Annotated in this window: 18 protein-coding genes; 7 read left to right on the top strand and 11 right to left on the bottom strand. The window is 57.9% G+C overall.

What is annotated here, in order from left to right; all coding sequences use genetic code 11:
- Positions 1-109: 109 nt before the first annotated feature.
- The 5 genes from D8U73_RS02095 to rplM form a co-directional block, all read right to left on the bottom strand.
- Complete coding sequence (locus D8U73_RS02095) at positions 110-892, bottom strand: cytochrome c1 (RefSeq protein WP_056853211.1); 783 nt, start codon at positions 890-892, stop codon at positions 110-112.
- Complete coding sequence (locus tag D8U73_RS02090; RefSeq protein ID WP_130903598.1) at positions 892-2,103, bottom strand: cytochrome bc complex cytochrome b subunit; 1,212 nt, start codon at positions 2,101-2,103, stop codon at positions 892-894. The genes D8U73_RS02095 and D8U73_RS02090 overlap by 1 nt, the downstream gene beginning before the upstream one ends.
- Entirely contained in the window at positions 2,103-2,696 is a 594-nt protein-coding gene (gene petA, locus D8U73_RS02085) for a ubiquinol-cytochrome c reductase iron-sulfur subunit (protein ID WP_130903597.1), read from the bottom strand. The genes D8U73_RS02090 and petA overlap by 1 nt, the downstream gene beginning before the upstream one ends.
- A 268-nt stretch (positions 2,697-2,964) precedes the next feature.
- Positions 2,965-3,357 (bottom strand): 30S ribosomal protein S9, encoded by a 393-nt coding sequence (gene rpsI, locus D8U73_RS02080; RefSeq protein WP_003228056.1) that lies wholly within the window; start codon positions 3,355-3,357, stop codon positions 2,965-2,967.
- Between the two features lie 14 nt (positions 3,358-3,371).
- Positions 3,372-3,800 (bottom strand): 50S ribosomal protein L13, encoded by a 429-nt coding sequence (rplM, locus tag D8U73_RS02075; RefSeq protein ID WP_003228062.1) that lies wholly within the window; start codon positions 3,798-3,800, stop codon positions 3,372-3,374.
- A 245-nt stretch (positions 3,801-4,045) separates the two neighbouring features.
- On the opposite strand from rplM, the gene D8U73_RS02070 reads away from it, so the two are divergent.
- Entirely contained in the window at positions 4,046-5,086 is a 1,041-nt protein-coding gene (locus D8U73_RS02070; protein WP_130903596.1) for an NADP(H)-dependent aldo-keto reductase, read from the top strand.
- A gap of 129 nt (positions 5,087-5,215) precedes the next feature.
- Here D8U73_RS02070 and D8U73_RS02065 read toward each other — a convergent pair whose 3' ends face one another.
- Complete coding sequence (locus tag D8U73_RS02065) at positions 5,216-6,352, bottom strand: acyl-CoA dehydrogenase family protein (protein WP_056853215.1); 1,137 nt, start codon at positions 6,350-6,352, stop codon at positions 5,216-5,218.
- Between the two features lie 221 nt (positions 6,353-6,573).
- On the opposite strand from D8U73_RS02065, the gene D8U73_RS02060 reads away from it, so the two are divergent.
- The 5 genes from D8U73_RS02060 to D8U73_RS02040 all read left to right on the top strand — a co-directional run bounded on the left by D8U73_RS02060 (position 6,574) and on the right by D8U73_RS02040 (position 13,071).
- Positions 6,574-7,494, top strand: a complete 921-nt coding sequence (locus tag D8U73_RS02060) for a GlxA family transcriptional regulator (RefSeq protein ID WP_177336558.1) — start codon at positions 6,574-6,576, stop codon at positions 7,492-7,494.
- Positions 7,495-7,716: 222 nt separating this feature from the next.
- Positions 7,717-9,663, top strand: coding sequence for an FAD-dependent oxidoreductase (locus tag D8U73_RS02055; RefSeq protein ID WP_130903595.1), 1,947 nt, complete (start codon positions 7,717-7,719; stop codon positions 9,661-9,663).
- Between the two features lie 239 nt (positions 9,664-9,902).
- Positions 9,903-10,790: a nitrilase family protein gene (locus D8U73_RS02050; RefSeq protein ID WP_130903594.1), complete on the top strand. Its 888-nt coding sequence runs from the start codon at positions 9,903-9,905 to the stop codon at positions 10,788-10,790.
- 15 nt (positions 10,791-10,805) lie between these two features.
- Positions 10,806-12,011 (top strand): hypothetical protein, encoded by a 1,206-nt coding sequence (locus tag D8U73_RS02045; protein WP_130903593.1) that lies wholly within the window; start codon positions 10,806-10,808, stop codon positions 12,009-12,011.
- 76 nt (positions 12,012-12,087) lie between these two features.
- Entirely contained in the window at positions 12,088-13,071 is a 984-nt protein-coding gene (locus tag D8U73_RS02040; protein WP_130903592.1) for an asparaginase, read from the top strand.
- Between the two features lie 48 nt (positions 13,072-13,119).
- On the opposite strand, the gene zapE is transcribed toward D8U73_RS02040, so the two are convergent.
- The 3 genes from zapE to D8U73_RS02025 all read right to left on the bottom strand — a co-directional run bounded on the left by zapE (position 13,120) and on the right by D8U73_RS02025 (position 16,314).
- Entirely contained in the window at positions 13,120-14,214 is a 1,095-nt protein-coding gene (zapE, locus tag D8U73_RS02035) for a cell division protein ZapE (RefSeq protein WP_056853221.1), read from the bottom strand.
- Positions 14,215-14,304: 90 nt separating this feature from the next.
- The gene (locus tag D8U73_RS02030; RefSeq protein ID WP_130903591.1) at positions 14,305-15,660 is read right to left on the bottom strand and encodes a tryptophan--tRNA ligase; all 1,356 of its coding nucleotides are present in this window, start codon (positions 15,658-15,660) and stop codon (positions 14,305-14,307) included.
- A gap of 24 nt (positions 15,661-15,684) precedes the next feature.
- Positions 15,685-16,314, bottom strand: a complete 630-nt coding sequence (locus D8U73_RS02025) for an alpha/beta fold hydrolase (protein ID WP_130903640.1) — start codon at positions 16,312-16,314, stop codon at positions 15,685-15,687.
- Positions 16,315-16,458: 144 nt separating this feature from the next.
- On the opposite strand from D8U73_RS02025, the gene D8U73_RS02020 reads away from it, so the two are divergent.
- The gene (locus D8U73_RS02020; protein WP_056853223.1) at positions 16,459-16,893 is read left to right on the top strand and encodes a DUF1043 family protein; all 435 of its coding nucleotides are present in this window, start codon (positions 16,459-16,461) and stop codon (positions 16,891-16,893) included.
- Between the two features lie 148 nt (positions 16,894-17,041).
- Here the strand turns inward: D8U73_RS02020 and D8U73_RS02015 are convergent, their stop codons facing one another.
- Positions 17,042-18,427 carry an aspartate aminotransferase family protein gene (locus D8U73_RS02015; protein WP_130903590.1) on the bottom strand — a complete coding sequence of 462 codons (1,386 nt, stop codon included), beginning with the start codon at positions 18,425-18,427 and terminating at the stop codon, positions 17,042-17,044.
- A gap of 11 nt (positions 18,428-18,438) precedes the next feature.
- On the bottom strand, positions 18,439-19,911 hold the full coding sequence (locus D8U73_RS02010; RefSeq protein ID WP_130903589.1) for an NAD-dependent succinate-semialdehyde dehydrogenase: 1,473 nt from the start codon (positions 19,909-19,911) through the stop codon (positions 18,439-18,441).
- Positions 19,912-20,164 lie beyond the last annotated feature (253 nt).

Genomic DNA, 20,164 nt, shown 5'->3' with positions numbered 1-20,164 from the left:
ACGAGCGCGCCCAGAGGGCGCCTCCCGTAACGCCTGGATCACCAGACTCGTTACATTTTCAGAGGCGCCCTTGGGCGCGCGCGATTAACAGCAATAGCTTGAAGCTTTATCAGTGCACATCTTTCCAGTATTCGCGCTTGAGCAAATAGGCGAATACGAAGAAGAACGCGAGGTACAGCAATACATACGTACCGATGCGCTGATGTTGCAGCTTAACCGGGTTAGCCGAGTAAGCCAGGAAGGTTACCAGATTCTTGACCTTCTCATCGAACTGCTCTTCGGTCAAAGCACCGCTTTTCGGCACGATGGTCAGCTGATCGCACGCTTCATGGGTCAGCGCAGTACCGGTCAGCGGATCAAATTGCTTCTTGCCGTCTTCGACGATCTGAACCTGTTTGCAACCGACGACCTGACGACCTTGCAGACCCACCAGAACGTTAGGCATACCGACGTTCGGGAAGACCTTGTTGTTCACACCCCAAGGACGCGACGGATCTTCATAGAACGACTTCAGGTAACCATAGAGCCAGTCGGTGCCGCGAACCCGGGCAACCAGGGTCAGGTCGGGCGGAGCCGCACCAAACCAGGCCTTGGCGTCAGCAGGCTGCATGCCGATGTTCATGTGATCGCCGATCTTGGCGCCAGTGAACACCAGATTCTCCAGCATCAGTTCGTGAGGAATGCCCAAGTCATCGGCAACACGCTCGTAACGCTGGAACTTGGCGCTGTGGCAGCCCATGCAATAGTTGGCGAAAGTGCGTGCGCCGTCCTGCATGGCCGCCTTGTCGGAAACGTCGATGTCGACTTTTTCCAGCTCCGGCCCAGCTTGTCCAGCAGCGAATGCGAACACCGGCAGCGCCGCAAGCATCAATACAGCAAATAGTTTTTTCATCAGCCAGTCACCCTTTCCGGAACCGGTTTGGTCTTCTCGAGCCTGGTGTAGAACGGCATCAGAATGAAGTAGGCGAAGTACAGGAAGGTGCAGACCTGCGACAGCAACGTACGACCTGGCGTCGGAGCCAGCACGCCCAGCACACCCAGGATCACGAACGAGATGCAGAACACGAAAAGCCAGATCTTGCTCAGCCAGCCCTTGTAGCGCATGGACTTGACCGGACTACGGTCGAGCCACGGCAGGACGAACAGCACAGCGATGGCCGCACCCATGGCGATTACACCCAGGAGCTTGTCCGGAACCGCACGCAAGATCGCGTAGAAAGGCGTGAAGTACCAGACCGGCGCAATATGCTCAGGCGTCTTGAACGGGTTGGCCTGTTCAAAGTTCGGCTTCTCGAGGAAATAACCACCCATTTCCGGGAAGAAGAACACGATCGAGCAGAAGATGAACAGGAACACCACCACGCCGACGATATCTTTCACGGTGTAGTACGGGTGGAAGGCGATGCCGTCCAGCGGTACACCGTTTTCGTCTTTGTGCTTCTTGATGTCCACGCCGTCCGGGTTGTTCGAACCCACTTCGTGCAGCGCCAGGACGTGCAGCACCACCAGACCCAGAATCACGATCGGCAGGGCGACCACGTGCAAGGCGAAGAAGCGGTTCAGGGTAATGCCGGAAATCAGGTAGTCACCGCGGATCCACTGAGTCAGGTCGTCGCCGATGAGCGGGATCGCACCGAACAGCGAGATGATCACCTGGGCGCCCCAATAGGACATCTGACCCCATGGCAGCAGGTAGCCCATGAAGGCTTCAGCCATCAGCGCCAGGTAGATCAGCATGCCGAAGACCCACACCAGCTCGCGCGGCTTCTGGTACGAACCGTAGAGCAAGCCACGGAACATATGCAGATAGACCACGATGAAGAACATCGACGCGCCGACCGCGTGCAGCAAACGCAGGATCGAGCCATGGTTTACGTCACGCATGATGCCTTCAACGGAAGCAAATGCCTCTTCAGCCGACGGGGTGTAGCTCATGGTCAGCCAGACACCGGTGACGATCTGGTTGACCAGAACCAGCAGAGCCAGGGAGCCAAAGAAATAGAAGAAGTTGAAGTTCTTCGGGGCGTAGTACTTGCTGAGATGGTCTTCCCACATCTTGGTCGCGGGAAAGCGCGCATCAACCCAATCCATGAACTTGCTCATCACGCTTTCTCCGTATCGACGCCAATGACAATGATGTCATCGGTCTCATAGGAATGCGGGGGAACTGGCAGGTTCAAAGGCGCAGGTTGTGCCTTGTAGACGCGGCCAGCCAGGTCGTAGTGGGAGCCGTGGCAAGGGCAGAAATAGCCACCAACCCAGTCCTTGCCCAGGTCAGCAGGTGCCACTTCGGGACGGAATGTCGGCGAGCAACCCAGGTGGGTGCAGATACCGATCAACAACAGAACTTCAGGTTTGATCGACCGCGTTTCCGGATCGACATAGGTCGGTTGTGTCGAGTTCTTGGAGGTCGGGTCAGACAACTGGCCCTCGATCTTCTTCAGATTCCCCAGGATTTCCTGTGTACGGCGGACGATGAATACCGGCTGACCGCGCCACTCAGCAATCATCTGCTGGCCTGGCTCGATTTTGCTGACATTCACTTTCACCGGTGCACCTGCGGCTTTCGCCTTGGCACTGGGAAACCATGACCCCACGAACGGGACCGCAGCCCCCACCGCTCCTGCAGCACCCACCACGGATGTGGCTGCTACCAAGAAGCGACGCCGGCCTGCATTCACGCCGTCATTGCTCATTCAGTCCTCTCCCATCAGCTTTGTGGCCTGTTAAATCAGGCATCTACTAAGTAAATCTGTGCACTTATAAAAATTTTGCCGAATGGTAATGAAAAGCCCCAATTCTGACAAGGTAATTACCCCGAGGCACCACTGCCAAGCCTTGTAGTATAGGGGGTCTGCGGATGTGGCAAGTTGTCACAGCGCAATTCTTTGATAAATCTCACGCATAAAAAAACGCCCGGTTCCGTGAGGAATCCGGGCGTTCTTTTTTGAACGTGGAAACGAATTAACGCTTCGAGTACTGCGGACGCTTACGCGCTTTACGCAGACCAACTTTCTTACGTTCAACTTCACGTGCATCGCGGGTTACGAAGCCGGCTTTACGCAGAGCGCTGCGCAGAGTTTCGTCGTAATCCATCAGAGCGCGAGTGATGCCGTGGCGGATTGCGCCAGCCTGACCACTTACACCACCACCGATCACGGTGACGTAGATGTCGAACTTCTCGACAGTCTCAGTCAATTCCAGCGGCTGACGAACTACCATGCGGGCAGTTTCGCGGCCGAAGAAATTATCCAGCGAACGATTGTTGATGGAGATGTTACCAGTACCCGGACGCAGGAAAACGCGTGCGGTTGCGGTCTTGCGACGGCCAGTGCCGTAATTTTGAGTCGCCGACATAATGAACTATTCCGTTAAATCTTCAGTTCTTGGGGCTGCTGAGCAGTATGAGGGTGTGCAGCGCCCGCATAGACTTTCAGCTTACGGTACATGTCGCGACCCAGCGGGTTCTTAGGCAGCATGCCTTTGACCGCGGTCTCGATCACGCGCTCAGGGGCCTTGGCGATCAGCTTTTCAAAGTTGATCGACTTGATGCCGCCCGGGAAACCGGAGTGGGAGTAGTACATTTTGTCAGTGGTTTTAGCACCGGTAACACGGATCTGCTCAGCGTTGATTACGACGATGTAGTCGCCGGTGTCAACGTGAGGAGTGTACTCAGGCTTGTGCTTGCCACGCAGACGGCTCGCGATTTCGGTGGCCAGACGACCCAGGGTCTGACCAGCAGCGTCGACGACAAACCAGTCGCGCTTTACTGTTTCCGGTTTAGCAGTAAAAGTTTTCATTCTTTATAGCCTCAGGGGCCGCCCTGTAAATTAGACGGCGGATCTTACTGAATAGTGCGTACTTTGACAAGTCAAAGGCAGCCGGATACAGACGCTTTCGGGGGCTCGGGTCGGCGCGTCCGTTCAACGGCAAGATTCTTCGGCGGCGGCGCATCACTTCCACTGCAGAAAGAGGTGCGCAATTATGCAGATTGCGAAAAATAATTCAACCTGCTTTTATGATTGTTTTGCCCAAGGAGCACCCGATGGACTATCGCCAGCTAGGCCGGACCAATCTGAATGTGAGTGCCCTCTGCCTCGGAACCATGACCTGGGGCGAGCAAAACAGCGAGGCAGACGCCTTCGCCCAGATCGAACGAGCCAAGGGCGCGGGGATCAACTTCATCGACACCGCCGAAATGTATCCGGTGCCGCCCAAGGCCGAAACCTACGCCACCACCGAACGCTACATCGGCAACTACTTCAAAAGCCGCGGTGATCGTGCCGACTGGATCCTCGCCAGCAAGATCGCCGGTCCCGGCAACACCATCGACTACATCCGCGACAAGAACCTTCGGCACAACCGGCAGCACATCACCGAAGCCGTGGACGCCAGCCTCAAGCGCTTGCAGACCGATTACATCGACCTGTACCAGCTGCATTGGCCGGAGCGCAGCACCAACTTCTTCGGCCAGTTGGGTTACAAGCACAAGATCGAAGCCAACCTGACGCCGCTGGAAGATACCCTCGAAGCGCTGGACGAACAGGTCAAGGCCGGCAAGATCCGCCATATCGGCCTGTCCAACGAAACGCCATGGGGCACCATGCGTTTCCTCGCCCTGGCCGAAGCCCGTGGCTGGCCGCGAGCGGTGTCGATCCAGAACCCGTACAACCTGCTCAATCGCAGCTTCGAAATTGGCCTGGCAGAAATTGCCATCCGCGAACAATGCGGCCTGCTCGCCTATTCGCCGCTGGCGTTCGGCTTCCTGTCGGGCAAATACGAAGGTGGCGCGCGTCCGCCGAAAGGTCGCCTGAGCCTCTACAGCCGCTTCAGCCGCTACTTCAACTCGCAATCGGAAGCAGCCTGCAGCCGTTACGTGGCCCTGGCCCGCGAACACGGCCTGGACCCGGCGCAAATGGCCCTGGCGTTCGTGACGCAGCAGCCATTCGTGACCAGCAACATCATCGGCGCGACCACGCTGGAGCAACTGGAGAGCAACATTGCCAGTTTTGATCTGAAGCTCTCGGATGAAGTGCTGGAAGGGATTGAAGCGATACACAAGGATCATCCGAATCCTGCACCTTGATCGAATGATCGTTCCCCACGCTCTGCGTGGGAATGCAGCCCGGGACGCTCCGCGTCCCTTTTTGAAGCTGGAACGCGGAGCGTCCCTTGAGGCATTCCCACGCAGAGCGTGGGAACGATCAACACGGCATTACAGTGACCGCGCAATAATCTCCTTCATGATCTCGTTCGTCCCGGCATAGATCCGCTGCACGCGCGCATCCGCCCATGCCCGCGCAATCGGGTACTCCCACATGAATCCGTAGCCGCCATGCAGCTGCACGCACTCGTCGAGTACTTTGCATTGCAGGTCAGTGCCCCAGTACTTGGCCATCGCCGCCGTCGGCACGTCGAGCTTGCCTTGCAGGTGCAGTTCCAGGCAGCGGTCGACGAAGACGCGGCCGATCTGGATTTCGGTTGCCATCTCCGCCAGTTTGAAACGGGTATTCTGGAAATCCGCAATCGATTTGCCGAACGCCTTGCGATCGCGGGTGTAATCCAGGGTCCATTGCAGGGCCGCTTCGGCTGATGCCAAGCCGCCAATGGCCACGGTTAGGCGCTCCTGCGGCAATTCCTGCATCAAGTACGCAAAGCCCATCCCGGCCTGGCCCAGCAGGTTTTCCTTCGGTACGCGAACATCCTGGAAGAACAGCTCCGATGTGTCCTGTGCCTTCATGCCAACCTTTTCCAGACGCTTGCCCTTTTCGAACCCCGGTGTATTGGCTTCGACCAGAAACAGGCTTGTACCTTTCGCCCCGGCCTTCGGGTCGGTCTTGGCCACGACTATCACCAGGTCGGCGAGAAAACCGTTGGTGATAAAGGTCTTGGAGCCGTTGATCACATACTCGTCGCCATCGAGCACCGCAGTGGTCTTGACCCCTTGCAGGTCGGAACCCGCGCCAGGCTCCGTCATGGCAATCGCCGTGACCATTTCCCCGGAGACCAGTTTCGGCAGGTATTTGTGTTTCAGCGCTTCACTGCCGTAATGCAGGATATAAGGCGCCACGATGTCCGAATGCAGGGAGAACCCGATACCGGTCAGCCCCAGTCGCCCCACCTCTTCGATGACTACCGCGCTGTAGAGAAAATCCGCCCCCAGCCCGCCGTATTCTTCCGGCAGATGCGAGCACAGCATCCCCGCCTCCCCTGCCTTGTTCCAGAGCTTGCGATCGATAAAGCCCTGTTTTTCCCATTGACCATGGAACGGCACAGCCTCTTTTTCCAGAAAGGTGCGCACGCTGTCGCGGAAAAGCTCGTGCTCGGAACTGAACAGGGTTCTGGGGATCATGCGGCACCTTTTGGTTATTTTTGGAAGGAGATGACCTTCAGAGACTATGCCTGGCTTCCGATACAGGACACTGGACACATCCGACAAAAAATAAGACGATCCAGCCGTCTGGTGACCACTTCCCCCTATAAAAATAAAGTTGAATTATGTCTAACCAAGCCTCCACGCCATTGCGGCGCGTCAGCATCCTGGCGATTGACCGGGTTTTCGCTTCCACCCTCATGCAAGCCAAGGATTTCTTCCATCTCGCCAGCCTTCGCTACGGCAAACAATTGGGCCAAGGCCTGACACCGGCGTTCGAGACTCGCCTGGTCAGTCCCGACGGCAAACCGGTCAATACCTTCAGCGATGTGTTGATACCGGTGGATGGCGGACTGGAAAATGCCGACATCATCGTGCTTCCAGCGTTCTGGGACGATTTCGACAGCCTTTGCAAACGTTACCCGCAAGTCCTGCCCTGGTTGCGCCAGCAACATGCACGCGGCGCGGTCCTGTGCGGCGAGGCGACCGGTGTCTTCTGGCTGGCCGAAGCCGGGCTGCTCAATGGCAAGGAAGCGACCACCTACTGGCGCTTCTTCAATGCCTTTGCCGAACGCTTTCCGCGGGTGCAGCTCAATCAGGACAAACACCTGACCGACGCCGACAACCTGTTCTGCGCCGGCGGCACCACCTCGGCCTGCGACCTTTACATCTACCTGATCGAGCGCTTCTGCGGCGCCAACGTGTCCCAGGCCGTGGCGCGGGACATTCTCTATGAAGTGCAACGCAGCTATTCCCCGGGACGCATCGGGTTCGGCGGGCAAAAACTGCATCAGGACGTGATCATCCTGCAGATCCAGCATTGGCTCGAAGATCACTTCGCCGATAAATTCCGCTTCGAAGACGTGGCACGCGAGCACGGCATGAGCATCCGCAACTTCATGCGCCGCTTCCAGACGGCCACCGGCGACAAACCGTTGCATTACCTGCAACGCCTGCGCATCGAAACCGCCAAGGGCCTGCTGTCCGGTAGCCGCAAGAGCATCAAGACCATCAGCTACGAAGTCGGCTATGACGATGCGAGCTTCTTCGCGCGGCTGTTCCGCCAGCACACGGAACTTTCGCCGAACCAGTATCGGCAGCAATTTCAACAAGCGGCATAATCAGTCAAACAAGTACCGCCCTGAAGTCACAGGGCGGTACTTGCTTTAGCTTTAAACTGTACTTGGCTGCATCGTTTAAATTCAACAGACAAACGAATTACTTGCCCTACACAAAAAGCGGAATACAGAGTAGCGAGCAATCCCTTTGTACGCTTGCGCGTCGACGGCTGCAAAACCCAACATATTCTTCCCCACTGGACAGTGCGCTCAGGGAAGAACCAGATGACAACAGAAACGAGTTCCCAGCCGACTTCAAACGATGCAACGACCAATACGCCAAGTTCATTGCTGACCCGTAAAAAATGGGCGGCCCGCTTTCCCAATCCGCCGGACCTTTGTTTTGACTATCGAGCGTTGGTTGAACAGGAACATGGCATAGCCCGAGCCACTGATCCTGACCACAAAATATGCGTCATTGGTGCCGGCGTTACCGGGCTCACCGCCGCCAGAGAACTGTATCGCTGTGGATTTATCGACATAACACTGATCGAGCAATCGAAACGCATCGGTGGCAGGCATTTGACTGTTCATGGCAACCACCCGCTAGAGGAAAACCATACCCCTTTTGAGATGGGCGCAATGCGCATGCCGTTCTTCAACAGGGAAAACGAGCTGCCGAAAGCAGGTCAGTCACTGATGGCTTACTACGCCGATGAATTTGACCTGGCCATTTCGGACTTTCCCAATCCGGGCAGTCGATGGGTGAATTCGACAGGCATTTATCTGCAAGAAGGCAGCCTGGGCGGGCACCCGATGCCGCACATGTTGATCTGGACCAATAAGGATGGTTTGACGCCACCACCCGACGAGGCGCTGCAAACCGTGTGCGCCAAGTGGAAAACCTTTGTCGACAGGATGACCCGGCAGATAATGCAGGTGTACGCCACACAGCAATGGGAATCTGTCTGGGCGGCCATCGTTGAGCGGTATGAGGGTGTCTCGTTTCGCGACCTGGTAGGCATGCCGCCTCTGGAAAACTGGAATACGGAACAACCAGGGGATTTTGGCGGGGTGGGAATGACGCCCCACGAATCTACTCTTTTCTATTCGATAGGTATCGGCGATGGAAGCTGGGGGGCTTTTTATGACGTGTGTGCGCTCTATCCACTGCGAACCGCGATTTTCGGCTTCAGCAGCCGATTGCAACTTGTGCATGGTCGAGTCGATGCATGCGGGGTGCCGCTGACGGCCCCTTATTTGCACTGCGAGGCTGTTATCGACACCCAGGGCCTGCGCTTCGACAGCCCACGCTACATCGGACTTGTGGCACTCGATGAATGCCTGATGTTTTTGCCAACCGACAGCACAGGCACATCGTTCTACGAGCATTGCCTTGAAAGCGCTGGCGGTTTTTTCAGTGATTCATCGGTCAGCAAACTGGAGAAACTGGACAATCAAAAAATCCGCGTCCATTACACCTGGCAATTCAGTCAACCACTTCTATCCCGGCAGCAGTTCGATGATTTTGATTCAGTGATCATGACCCTGCCCTCATGGCTGATAGAAACTTGTATCAGGCTGGAAAACTTCAATCAGCAAATGCTGCCTTACGAGACGATCAATGCCTACAAAACTGCGCACTGGGAAACCAGTTGCAAAGTGTATGCCCCCTTAAGCAAATCGTTTCTTTCGGGGCCAAGTAAAATCCCCCAGGCCATTGTGACCGACAGTTTCATTCATGACGTATACAGTTATCGCTACAACGACAACTATCAATACGATTGCATATTGCTGAGTTACACCTGGGAGGACGACGCAACCAAACTGGCGCTGTTTACCGACCGTGAACTGGTATCAAAATGCGTCGAGGAACTTGATCGAATATTGATGAACTCTGCCAACATCCGGGAAAAGATCTCTCCGTACATTCGCATCGAACAAGCCATGGTTCAACGCTGGATGACCGACAGGAATGCCCTGGGCTGTGCAAAGTTATACCGGCCTGGCACTTACTACGATGCAGTCAGCCTGATGAAATACAACCGGGACCATTCGCACCTATCCGGCCTGTATCTTTCCGGCGAATCGTTTTCAGTTGATGCCGGCTGGACAGAACCTTGCCTGCGCGGTGCCGTGGATGCGGTGATTCATATCTGCAACAAGACTCAGGCCGTGTTTAACGGCGGTTTCTGCCTGAGCGACTATCCACATTATCGCACTCGGGGCTGAAGCCCGGAGCCATCCGCCAGAACCAACGCACCTCAACCGTTGGTTCTGCCTCGCCTTGACCGCTCTATATCAACACTCTTAGACCTGAAAACGCGTTGCCAGCGCCCTGCCCTTCGCGATCTTCGGACATGGACTACAGCCATGCCGGAAGCCGCTGACTACCGCCTCCCTGCCGTTTGAACTCTCATAAACACGCCGTTAAACAAGGCGTGAATAACAATAAAAAGAGGTCATTCGTAATGAGCGAGCCAACAAGTCCTGTTCGTGTAGCAGTCGTGCAATTCGATCCACAAGTCGGCCTGGAGCATCGTGACAGCAACCTCAGCCGTAGCCTGGAGCTGGCGCAGGAAGCGGTCGATGGCGGAGCGAACCTGATCGTCCTGCCCGAGCTTTGCAGTACCGGGTATTTCTTCAGCAATCGACAGGATGCCTTCGACCATTCGGAGGCCGTTCCCGACGGACCCAGCGTCCAGCTGTGGATGACGTTCGCCCGCAAACACAAGGTGTACCTTGTCGCCGGCCTGGCTGAACGCGACGGTATGCGCCTGTTCAACACCTGCGTTCTGCTTGGGCCTGAGGGGTTTATCGGCAAGTACCGCAAGGCTCATTTATGGAACCTCGAGAAGCTCTGGTTCAGCCCTGGCGATCTTGGTTTTCCGGTGTTTGAAACGCCCATCGGCCGTATCGGCCTGTTGATCTGCTGGGACATCTGGTTTCCGGAGGTACCACGAATCCTCAGTCAGCAAGGCGCAGACATTATTTGTAGCCTGAACAACTGGGTGTGGACGCCACCGCCGCTGTTCGATGATGCCGGCAAGTGCATGGCGTCGTACCTGACGATGACAGCGGCCCATGTCAACAATGTGTTTATTGCAGCGGCAAGCCGAATCGGTGAGGAGCGCGGCGCTCGCTATCTCGGTTGCTCGCTGATTGCCGGGACCAACGGCTGGCCGATTGGCACAGTGGCATCGGCAAACCAGCAGGAAATCCTGTTTGCCGATATCGACCTGACCAGCTCCCGCAGCGCACCGATCTGGAACAGCCTGAACGACCTGCATCGCGACCGTCGAGCCGATCTCTACGATCAAATGCTCGGTTACAGCCAACACCCCTGTCTCCCACGCTGATACAGGAGACAGACAATGAATATCACCCCGCAAAAAAACCGGCTTGCACACAGATCGCCGGTTGATACCGCGATCATTCTGTTGCTGATTGGCACAGCGTTACTGATTACCTGGCTTTCTTTCACCAACCGCACATTCTGGTCGGCCCACTGGCCAAGCTACAGCGACATGGTGTCTGCCCTTCCCGAGCCAAGCGCCTGGTTACGCTGGGTACTGGGGGACATCAGCGAAGTCGCCTTTTATAAACATGAGTTCGCCTCCATCGGCTTGTTGGCGGGTGCCTATCTCGCTTACTGGGCGAACCGGACGGGGAAAACCTGGCAAGGCTTTGCCATTTGCTATGGCACAGGTCTGTGGCCGTGGCTGGTGACCAGTTCGTTGCTTGGACTGCTGTTGAGTAACCTGCTGTGGGGCTGGACGGTGACCGCCTCGAGTTGGCAACCGACCTTTGCCGCGTTTGTTTCGCTGCCCGCGGCGATGGTGCTGATGTTTGGCGGTGGCTGGAAGGTCACGATCAATGGCGCAATCATGGGTGCGGTACTCGTCACCCCAATGTGCCTGCTGATCGTCAATCACCTGTGCAACCCGTTGGGCTTGCCAGCGGTAGTCGGCAATGTGTTGGGCATGGCGGTCGCCAGTGTGTTTGCCTTTCTGCTCTGTCGTTACCTGCCAAACCTGGTGAACACTGCACCGCCTGATCTTGCCGAGAAACCCGCCGACGCAAGCCCCGCTAGCACCAGGACACCGGACTACGGTGTCATCTGGACCTTGCGCAGAGTCCTCGCCGACTTTTCCGAAGCGCCATTCTTTGGCAATGAACTGGCCAGCCTCGGATTGATCCTGGGTGCATTGCTGGCCTACACCCTGAATCCCTTGAGCCCGGTCTACGGCTCGGGCTTGTTGCCACAACTGCTGTGCGCCCAGGCGTTGACCTCGGCCATGGGCATCATGATCTGGCGTCGGCAATGGATGTTGCGTGGCTGGTATCCCACCTACATTCCGCTGGTGTCCGTTGTGCCAGCGGCGCTGTTGACCCATGGCGGCAGCTGGCAGGTCATCACTTCAAGTGCGTTCCTGGGAGCATTGATCGCCCCTCCCCTGGCCTGTGCGATTGCCAAACGGTTGCCGACCGACATGCACGCCTACATCGCCAATGTCCTGTCCATGGCGATCAGCACGTTGCTGATCCTCCCGCTGGTGGGGTGGCTGATCACCCACTGACCCTTCTGCCCTCGGGCTGTATCGCCGCCTCAAAAGTCGATACAGCCCCGCTTACCACCATCATGTGAGGTATCAAATGGACCTGCCCAAACTGGCCATCGCTGCGCTCGGCGGCACGGTGAGTATGCAAGCCAGCCATTCCGGCGAAGGTGTTATACCGACCGTCAGCGGCGAATCCCTGCTGGCTTCAGTGCCCGAATTGGCGACACTGGCGCGGATCACCGTTGAAACGCTCGGCCTGTTGCCCAGCGCTTCATTGGATTTCGAGGTATTGCTCAGCGTGATGTCCTGGGCGAAATATCAAGTTGAGCAAGGCGCCCATGGCGTGGTTATTACCCAAGGCACCGACACGCTGGAAGAAACTTCAACGTTTCTTGATTTTCTATGGGATTGTGATCAACCGCTGGTCCTGACCGGCGCCATGCGCTCGGCAAAACAGGCAGGCGCCGATGGCCCGGCCAATCTGCTGGATGCCTGCCGCGTTGCCCTGGCTGCCAGCAGTCGACAACGGGGAGTTCAGGTGGTGATGAACGGGCAGATCCATCAGGCCCACTGTGTTCGCAAAACCGAGTCGCTCGCCCTGCAGGCATTCTCTTCCCCGGTATTCGGAATCGCCGGCCTGGTTGTGGAAAACGCGGTTCGCTATTTCCATCATCCGTCCGAGCGCAAGTGTTTACCCTGGCCGCAACACACCACGCAAAAGGTGGCCCTGCTGGAGGCGTCGCTTGGCGCCGATACCCTGCTATTGGAAAACATCCTGCACCTGGGCTACGACGGGCTGGTGATCGCCGGTTTCGGCGCCGGGCACGTCTCGCAGAAATGGGCTGAGGTGATCGAACACATTGCCGAAAAAATACCGGTGATCATTGCCACCCGCACCGGTTCCGGCTCCACCGCGCAATCCACCTACGGTTTTATTGGCAGTGAAATGGACCTGGTGCGCAAGGGGGCATCCATGGCCGGGTTTCTCTGTCCGCGCAAAGCGAGAGTCCTGCTTTGGTTGCTACTTGGTTGTCAGCGACAGCATGAGTTATCGCGCTATCTCAACCGCAGCGCATAACCCACAAAAAAGGCCTGCAATCGCAGGCCTTTCTAGTTTTCCGACATCCTACGGCTTGTGTGCCCGGGACAGGAATTCGTGGGATTGCATTTCCAGCAGGCGACTGAGCGTGCGCTGGAACTCGAAGTTCAAACGACCGCCGGTGTACAGATCCTTGAGTTCAACTTCAGCAGAAATGATCAGCTTCACGTTGCGGTCGTAGAACTCGTCGACCATGTTGATGAAGCGTCGGGCGATGTCGTCGGTGGTGACGCTCATCTGCTCGACGCCGCTGAGCAGCACGGCGTGGAAGATCTTGCCCAGTTCGATGTAGTCGTTCTGGCTGCGCGGGCCGTCGCACAGTTCGCGGAACTCGAACCACGCCACGTCATCGCAGGTGCGCAAGGCACGGATCTCGCGGTTTTCGATCATCAGCACGTCGTTCTCGATCGCCGCAGTGCATTCCGGCGTCAACGCGCGGAAGCTTTTGCGCAGGCTTTCGTGGGACGCTTCGTCGAGCGGAAAGTGGAACAGCTCAGCTTGTTCGAGGTGACGCAGACGATAATCGACGCCGCTGTCGACGTTGACGATTTCGGTGTTCTGCTTGATCAGCGCGATGGCCGGCAGGAAACGCGCGCGTTGCAGGCCGTCCTTGTACAGTCCGTCCGGCACGATGTTCGAGGTTGCGACCAGGGTTACACCGTTCTTGAACAGTTCTTCCATCAGGGTGCCGAGGATCATGGCGTCGGTAATATCGGAAACGAAGAACTCATCGAAGCAGATGACCCGGGCTTCGGTGGCGAAGCGCTTGGCGATGATGGTCAGCGGGTTTTTCTCGCCGCCCAGGGTCTTCATCTCTTCGTGCACGCGCTTCATGAAGCGGTGGAAGTGGGTGCGGGACTTTTCCTTGAACGGCAGCGCTTCGAAGAAGGTGTCGACCAGGTAAGTCTTGCCGCGACCTACACCGCCCCAGAAGTACAGGCCCTTGACTGGGGTCTGATCTTTTTTGCCAAACAGTTTGCCCAGCAGGCCCGGTTTGTTTTGCTCGGCCGCGACCAGATCGTCGTACAGGCGCTGCAAATGACGCACGGCAGTTTCCTGGGCGGCGTCGTGGAAGAATTCCGGGCGTTTCAGATCAGCTTGATATCGTTCTAGGGGCGTCATAATTCGTTAGCAAGGCAACAAAAACGGGCCGTCACTGTAGCGATGGCCCGCAGGAATGGCAATCGGCCCTTGGTCGGACCGCGCCGCTGTTTATTCCTGAACCGGGGTCAGGGCAATCCGCAATGCTTCGATGGCTGCGTCGCGGGCAGAGCTGTCGGCGAAGGCCGGGCTGTCGCCAACGCACTGGCCTTCCAGCCAGACGCTGAAGCCCAGGTCTTGATTGCGCACATCCAGTGCCTGGCCCGATTGCAGCTGCTTGGTCACTTGCCCTGCGGTTTTACCGTCGGCAAAGTTGCGCGAGAGCAACAGTTGTTCGCCATCGGCCGCCAGCAGCCGGAAGCGGAAACTGCCGTCGTCTTCGCGGAAGCTGACAAAACGCGCCGCTTTCGCGGCCTTTTTCTTGGTGGTCGCCGCCACTTGGGTCTGGGCAACGAAGGAGCGCAGGCCCACCGCTTCACGCAACTCGTTGAGGAACGGGGTCGCCACCGCTCGGGCTTTTTGTGCGCCGTGCTGCAGGATGTCTTCCAGATCCGCCGGACGTTCGATCAATTGGTGATAACGCTCGCGCGACTCGCCCAACTCGCTGTCCAGCAACTGGAAAAGACGGTTTTTCGCTTCGCCCCAGCCCAGGCCCTGCAACAGTTCGCTGCGGAACTCGTCGGCTTGCGCTGGCGTGGCGAATGCCTGGAACAGGGTGAACAGGTGCGAGTTGTCCGGATCTTTCGCTTCGCCCGGCGCTCGGGAGTCGGTGACGATCCGCGAAATCGCGTCTTTCATTTCCTTGGCGCTGCTGAACAACGGAATGGTGTTGTCGTAGCTTTTCGACATTTTGCGGCCGTCGAGACCCGGCAGTGTGGCGACGCTTTCTTCGATCAGCGCCTCAGGCATGGTGAAGAACTCCTTGCCTTTGCCGAACAGGTGGTTGAAGCGCTGGCCGATGTCCCGGGCCATTTCCACGTGTTGGATCTGATCGCGACCGACCGGGACCTTATGCGCGTTGAACATCAAAATGTCGGCGGCCATCAGTACCGGATAGCTGTACAGGCCCATGGTGATACCGGCATCCGGGTCTTCGCCGGTCTCGACGTTCTTGTCCACCGAAGCCTTGTAGGCGTGAGCGCGATTGAGCAGGCCCTTGGCGGCGACGCAGGTCAGCAGCCAGGTCAGCTCGGGGATTTCCGGAATGTCGGACTGGCGATAGAAGGTCACGCGGTCCACGTCCAGGCCACCGGCCAGCCAGGTCGCGGCGATTTCCAGACGCGAGCGCTGGATGCGCAGCGGGTCATCGCACTTGATCAGGGCGTGGTAGTCCGCCAAAAAGTAGAACGAGTCGGCATTGCTGTCACGGCTGGCAAGGATCGCCGGGCGGATGGCACCGGCGTAGTTGCCCAGGTGCGGCGTGCCGGTGGTGGTGATGCCGGTGAGGATACGGGTACGAGTCGTCATGGGTAATCGCTTGTCAGACTGCAATCAATTCGAGAGACGCGGCAGGATCAGATCCTTGAGATCGGTCAGCTTGCCATGAAAAAAGTGTCCGCATTCTGCCACTTTCAGCAGCTCATGGGGACGTTCGAGCTTGTCGGACCATTGGTAAACGACTTGAGGATCGATCACTTCGTCGGTTTCCGGCTGGATCAGGGTCAGCTCGCCGTGCCGTGGCAGTTGATCCTGGGCGCCCAGGCGCATGACGGCCGGTGCGACCATGAACAGGTGCTTGATCTGTTCGCCCTGCGCTTCCAGGCGTCCGCCGAGACTTGCGGCAACAAATCCGCCGAAGGAGAACCCGAACAGGGTCAGCGGCAGATCCGGGTGTTTGTTGCGCAACCATTGGGCCACTGCCTGGGCATCGTCGACTTCACCGGTGCCCATGTCGTGGCTGCCTTCGCTGGCGCCGACGCCACGGTAATTGAAGCGCAGGGTGATCAAACCGGCATCGCGTGCGGTGCGTTGCAGGGTCGAGACCACTTTGTTGAGCATGGTGCCGCCCTGCACCGGGTTTGGATGGCAGATCAGCGCCAGGCCGCGCGGCTGTTCGTTGTCCAGGTAAAGAGACTCGAGCTGGCCGACCGGGCCATCAATCACTACAGGGGTTTCACGCATCAGCAAGGAAAGAACTCCGTGACCTCGAAACGGGTCGACTCGTCTAGCAAATTGTCTGCAACTGTCTATTGCGAGCGAATCGCGGTATACAGCGCAGGTTCGAGCCGTTAACGTAAAGCAAAGCCGTTTATAGAGGAAGGACTCGTGGAACACTCGCTCTTAGTTTGGTTGTTGCCGACTCTTGCCCTGGTTGTGGGTGTCGCCATTGGTTTCCTGATCGCTCGCCTGGCGCCGAATGCCGCGCCCAGCAGCACACAACGTCAGCTGGACGATATTCAGGAACGTTTCGACAGTTATCAGAACGAGGTGGTGACCCACTTCAACAGCACTGCGACACTGGTCAAGAAACTGACTCAGAGCTATCAGGAAGTGCAGGATCATCTCGCCGAGGGTGCCAACCGTCTGGCCCTGGATGAACAAACCCGCCAACGCTTGCTGGCTTCGCTGCACGCCGACGCGGCGCAGACTCCGCGCGAGCGCCTGACGCCGCCGCGCAATCAGGAACCGCCACGCGACTACGCACCCAAAGCCCCGAACGCCCCGGGCATGCTCGATGAGCATTACGGCCTGAAGAAGTAATCAGGTTTCACGCGACAAAAAGCCCCCGGACAAGTGGTTGTCCGAGGGCTTTTTTATTTCTGATCCAGCATCTCGGCTGGATGTCCCGCCCTCATCGCGGACTTGCCCGCGATGAGGCCAGTACAGACCACACAACAGGATCAGATAATCAGCCCAACACCTCCCCCGCCACCTGATCGATCGCATCCTTGGTGATACCCACGATCAAGTCCGCCTCGGCCTCGGTCAGGACCAACGGCGGTGCAAAGCCGAGGATGTCGCCATGGGGCATCGCCCGGGCAATCATCCCGCGCTCCAGGCAAGCCGCCGAGACTTTCGGACCGACCTTCAAGGCGGCGTCGAATGGCGTGCGCTGTTCACGATCCGCCATGAACTCGACCGCCGCGAGCATGCCGTCACCGCGCACTTCGCCCACCAGCGGATGGCCTTCGAGGGTTTCGCGCAGCCGCCGATTGAGATAACCGCCCACCTTATCGGCGTTGGCCGTGAGGTTTTCCCGCTCTAGGATATCGAGGTTGGCCAGCGCCGCGGCCGCACAAATGGGGTGGCCGGAATAGGTCCAGCCATGGCCCATGGCGCCTTGGGATTCGGAGGCTTTTTCGATCACGTCCCAAACCTTTTCGCCGACGATCACCGCCGACAATGGCGCATAAGCGCTGGTCAGGCCTTTGGCGGTAGTGATCAGGTCCGGGCGCATGCCGTAACGCTGGCTACCCATTTTCGACCCCAGCCGACCGAAGGCGCAGACCACTTCGTCGGCGATCAACAGCACATCGTATTTGTTCAGCACTGCCTGGATCGCTGCCCAATACCCGGCGGGTGGAACAATGATCCCGCCGGTCCCCATCAGCGGCTCGCCAATGAAGGCCGCCACGGTGTCCGGACCTTCGGCGAGGATCATTTTTTCCAGCTCGTCGGCGCAATAGCGCACGAAGGCCGTTTCATCCATGCCGGTCGGCGCCTTGCGATACCAGTGCGGGCACACGGTGTGCTTGATGCCTTCGGCCGGCAGATCGAAATGCTGATGAAAACTCGGCAGACCGGTCAGGCTGCCGGTCATGATGCCCGAACCGTGGTAGCCGCGATCGCGGGAGATGATTTTCTTCTTCTGCGGGCGACCCAGCACGTTGTTGTAGTAACGCACCAGTTTGATCTGGGTTTCGTTGGCGTCAGACCCGGAAAGGCCGTAATAGACCTTCTTCATGCCTTCAGGCGCCCAGTCGATGATACGGCTCGAAAGCTCGATGATCGCTTCGGTCGAATGCCCCATGTAGGTGTGGTAATAGGCCAGTTCCCTGGCTTGCTTGTAGATCGCATCAGCAACTTCGGTGCGCCCGTAGCCGATGTTCACGCAATACAGGCCGGCGAAGGCGTCGATCAGCTCGCGGCCTTCGTGGTCGCGGATGCGGATACCCGACGCGCCTTTGATGATCCGTCCTTTAAGCGCGCCGCTGGCATGATCATGGGCGTGAGTCGAAGGGTGCATGAAGTGCGCACGGTCTTGCTCGAACAGCGAGTCAAATTCTTGGTTCATGGTGAATCTCCTCAGAACTGGCCTTGATGGTGCAGGCAGAAGTATTTGGTTTCGACAAAGGCTTCGAAGCCCTCGGTGCCGCCTTCCCGGCCCAGCCCCGAGGCTTTCATGCCACCGAACGGGATCGGATGGCCGGTAAACTTGACGCCATTGACCGCGACCATGGCGTGGTCGAGGCGGCGGATCAGCGGGTAAATCAGGTCCAGACGATTGGAACAAATGTAGGCGGCCAGACCGTATTCGGTGTCGTTGGCCATCTCGACCGCCTGATCGAGGGTGTCGAACGGCATCACCCCGGCAATCGGCGCGAAGTTTTCTTCGCGGTAGATGCGCATCTGTGGCGTGACATCGGCCAGCACCGTTGGCTGATAGAACAAACCGCCCAGTGCATGGGCCTCACCGCCCACCAGTCGTTGCGCGCCGTGTTGCAAGGCATCGGCGACCCGTTCGGTGGTGACATCGAAAGCGGCCTGATGCATCAATGGGCCGACATCGACCTGCTGCTCACGGTCGCCGAGCATCGCCGGGCCAACCCGCAACTCACGTACCGCCGCGGTAAACCCCTTGAGAAATTGCGCATAAACAGAGCGATCGACCATGATGCGGTTGGCCGCGCAGCAATCCTGGCCGGAGGTCTGGAATTTGGCGGCCACCGCGACTTTCACCGCCAGCTCAAGGTCGGCATCGGCGCAGACAATGAACGGCGCGTTGCCGCCCAACTCCAGTGCCACCTTTTTTACGTCCTGGGCTGCGGCTTGCAGCACCAACTTACCGACGCGGGTCGAGCCGGTGAAACTCACCGAACGCACGCGACTGTCCTGCACCAGGGTCTGCATGGCCATCTGCGGTTCGCCCAACACCACATTGAATACGCCGGCAGGGAAACCTGCTTCCTCGGCCAGTTGCGCCAGGGCAAACGCCGAGTACGGCGTTTCATGGGCCGGCTTGATGACCACGGTGCAACCGGCGGCCAGGGCGGCAGCGGCTTTGCGAGTGATCATTGCCGAAGGGAAATTCCATGGCGTCAGCAATGCACAGACGCCGACCGGCTCCTTGACCGTGCCCAGGTGCGCCCCTGGAATGTGGCTGGGAATGTTTTGCCCATACAGGCGCCGCGCCTCTTCGGCAAACCAGGGAATGAAACTGGCGGCATAAGCGATTTCGCCACGGGACTCGGCCAGGGACTTGCCCTGCTCCAGGCTGAGAATCCGCGCCAGGTCTTCCTGATGCTCAAGAATCAATGCCGCCCAGCGCCGCAGAATCGCCCCGCGCGCCTCCAGGCTTTGTTCGCGCCAGTCGGCGAACGCACGGTGCGCAGCATCGACGGCGGCGGCGATTTGGGACTGGTCGAGCATCGGTACATGGCCGATCAGTTTTTGATCCGCCGGGTTGTGCACCGCGATACTGTGACCGCTGTCGCTGTGCACCCAATGGCCATCGACATAGCAAAGGGCCTTGAACAACAGTGGATGTTTGTAAGTCATGGCGTTCACTCCAAATCCGTGTGCGTGGAACCATGCTAGGGCAGCCAAGCCTTGGGAATTTGGCGTTTGAACGGGGTTTGGCAGGTGGTTTTTTCTGATTGAGCGGGGCTGAACAGCGTTTTTTGCGGTGTGAACACGACACCTGAATCCACACAAATCGACTGTAGGAGCGAGCCTGCTCGCGATAGCGGTGTGTCAGTTGACATCACGGTTTCTGACTGGCCGCCATCACGAGCAGGCTCGGCTCCCACAG

This window comes from Pseudomonas sp. Sample_22, assembly GCF_004307635.1.
Classification (GTDB): Bacteria; Pseudomonadota; Gammaproteobacteria; order Pseudomonadales; family Pseudomonadaceae; genus Aquipseudomonas.
The sequence above is the reverse complement of the archived record's forward strand: the minus strand, read 5'-3'. Positions and strand labels throughout refer to the sequence as shown.

Coding starts and splice junctions, on each gene's coding strand:
- D8U73_RS02095 (WP_056853211.1), bottom strand. CDS start 892: ATGAAAAAACTATTTGCTGTATTGATGCTTGCGGCGCTGCCGGTGTTC.
- D8U73_RS02090 (WP_130903598.1), bottom strand. CDS start 2,103: ATGAGCAAGTTCATGGATTGGGTTGATGCGCGCTTTCCCGCGACCAAG.
- petA (WP_130903597.1), bottom strand. CDS start 2,696: ATGAGCAATGACGGCGTGAATGCAGGCCGGCGTCGCTTCTTGGTAGCA.
- rpsI (WP_003228056.1), bottom strand. CDS start 3,357: ATGTCGGCGACTCAAAATTACGGCACTGGCCGTCGCAAGACCGCAACC.
- rplM (WP_003228062.1), bottom strand. CDS start 3,800: ATGAAAACTTTTACTGCTAAACCGGAAACAGTAAAGCGCGACTGGTTT.
- D8U73_RS02070 (WP_130903596.1), top strand. CDS start 4,046: ATGGACTATCGCCAGCTAGGCCGGACCAATCTGAATGTGAGTGCCCTC.
- D8U73_RS02065 (WP_056853215.1), bottom strand. CDS start 6,352: ATGATCCCCAGAACCCTGTTCAGTTCCGAGCACGAGCTTTTCCGCGAC.
- D8U73_RS02060 (WP_177336558.1), top strand. CDS start 6,574: ATGCAAGCCAAGGATTTCTTCCATCTCGCCAGCCTTCGCTACGGCAAA.
- D8U73_RS02055 (WP_130903595.1), top strand. CDS start 7,717: ATGACAACAGAAACGAGTTCCCAGCCGACTTCAAACGATGCAACGACC.
- D8U73_RS02050 (WP_130903594.1), top strand. CDS start 9,903: ATGAGCGAGCCAACAAGTCCTGTTCGTGTAGCAGTCGTGCAATTCGAT.
- D8U73_RS02045 (WP_130903593.1), top strand. CDS start 10,806: ATGAATATCACCCCGCAAAAAAACCGGCTTGCACACAGATCGCCGGTT.
- D8U73_RS02040 (WP_130903592.1), top strand. CDS start 12,088: ATGGACCTGCCCAAACTGGCCATCGCTGCGCTCGGCGGCACGGTGAGT.
- zapE (WP_056853221.1), bottom strand. CDS start 14,214: ATGACGCCCCTAGAACGATATCAAGCTGATCTGAAACGCCCGGAATTC.
- D8U73_RS02030 (WP_130903591.1), bottom strand. CDS start 15,660: ATGACGACTCGTACCCGTATCCTCACCGGCATCACCACCACCGGCACG.
- D8U73_RS02025 (WP_130903640.1), bottom strand. CDS start 16,314: ATGCGTGAAACCCCTGTAGTGATTGATGGCCCGGTCGGCCAGCTCGAG.
- D8U73_RS02015 (WP_130903590.1), bottom strand. CDS start 18,427: ATGAACCAAGAATTTGACTCGCTGTTCGAGCAAGACCGTGCGCACTTC.
- D8U73_RS02010 (WP_130903589.1), bottom strand. CDS start 19,911: ATGACTTACAAACATCCACTGTTGTTCAAGGCCCTTTGCTATGTCGAT.